General features: G+C 57.2%; 1 pseudogene. It reads left to right on the plus strand.

Annotated features, from left to right (window positions below):
• Positions 1 to 842: 842 nt before the first annotated feature.
• A pseudogene (locus tag G7020_RS23735) lies at positions 843 to 1,501 on the plus strand (reverse transcriptase N-terminal domain-containing protein); the annotation flags it as partial.

The raw sequence follows: 1,501 nt of genomic DNA on the forward strand, positions 1-1,501 counted from the left end.
GAAAGTAGCTTTCCGGCCCGCCTGGATTGTTACAAATAATGTCTGACCCTGAGGGTGAATTCTGCCCTCAGGGTAGAACTTCGTCCCTCTTGTTCGGCATAGAGCCTTTATCACCGTCGTGAGACGTTGGGGGACATTGAACCAAGCACGGAGCGTCAGCTCCGAATCGCATTGCTCAGCTCCGCTTGTTTCAGGGAGTATCGAGCCTGGCGTGTACCCGCCAGTTCATTAGACCGGCATGCGTCAGGGGCCAACCCTGGGGTGTGAAGCCCGGTTAACAATGTCTCGCTCGCAAGAGGGTGTTATCCGGTGACGGAGAACGCCATACGTCCGAATTGCACGGACGTGCTGAGGCTAATGACCCAACCCGCATGGCTAACTCATGTGAATCGTCGCCAGAACCCTCGTAAATATGGACGGGCCTACGGCAATTATCGGCCTCAGCCAAAACGGCAGCGCAGTTGGACATCACAGTCAAAGCTTGTGATGCGGTACCACACAACTGCCGGGGGATAGACGAAGCCTAAACGGGGAATTGATGCGTCTCGGGGAACGTGGCAATCCCGACCACTCGCCTGACCAGAAACATCGGTCAGGCAGGCAAACCGCAAGGGGTGCTGATGGGTGTGGGGAATGGGAGGATGCAAGAAGCGAAGGGCTGCCTGTAATGGGTGGCATACCGGTTGAGACATTACCGGCAGGGGCAACCCTGGCTGACGTGCATCTGGTTTACGAGCGCAAGAAGAGCCGCTGATTCCAGCGATAACCAAACGACCCTATGGGCGACTACTGCCCATAGGGGAGTAGTCCGTCCTGAATGTCGTGCATATCAGGAGGACTGTATGAAAACGCAACCAGCAACACCGGTCGCGTCTGCGTCCTTCGACGGGGTGAAGAACTAGCACGCTCTTGAGTGGGCCAGGATTCAACAAACCGTTCGGAAAACGCAGCTAAAGATTGCGCAGGCAACTCGGGAAGGCGACTGGCGCAGGGTTAAACGCCTGCAACGTCTGCTGACCCACTCGTTCTATGGCCGCTGTCTGGCTGTAAGGCGAGTCACGGAGAACCGGGGTCGCAAGACGCCGGGTGTCGATGGAGAAACCTGGGGTACGCCTCAGGCCAAGCTCCATGCCGTGGGACGTCTGTCGAAACAACGAGGCTATCGGCCCAGACCGCTGCGGCGGGTATGGATACCGAAGCCTGGAAAGCAGGAGAGACGCCCGCTGGGTATCCCGACGATGTTGGATCGGGCCATGCAGGCGCTGTATCTGCAAGCGTTGGAACCTGTCGTGGAAAGCACCAGCGATCCGAAGTCCTATGGATTTCGCCCGGATCGCTCGACTGCTGATGCGATGGTTGAGCTGTTCCACCTGCTGTCGTCACAAAAGGCGCCGGTCTGGATTCTGGAAGGTGACATCAAGGGGTTCTTCGACAATATCAACCACGAGTGGCTGTGCCGGAATGTTCCGATGGACAGGAAGGTGCTGCGCAAATGGTTGAA

It is taken from the genome of Stutzerimonas stutzeri, assembly GCF_013522825.1.
Taxonomy (GTDB): Bacteria; Pseudomonadota; Gammaproteobacteria; order Pseudomonadales; family Pseudomonadaceae; genus Stutzerimonas; species Stutzerimonas stutzeri_AK.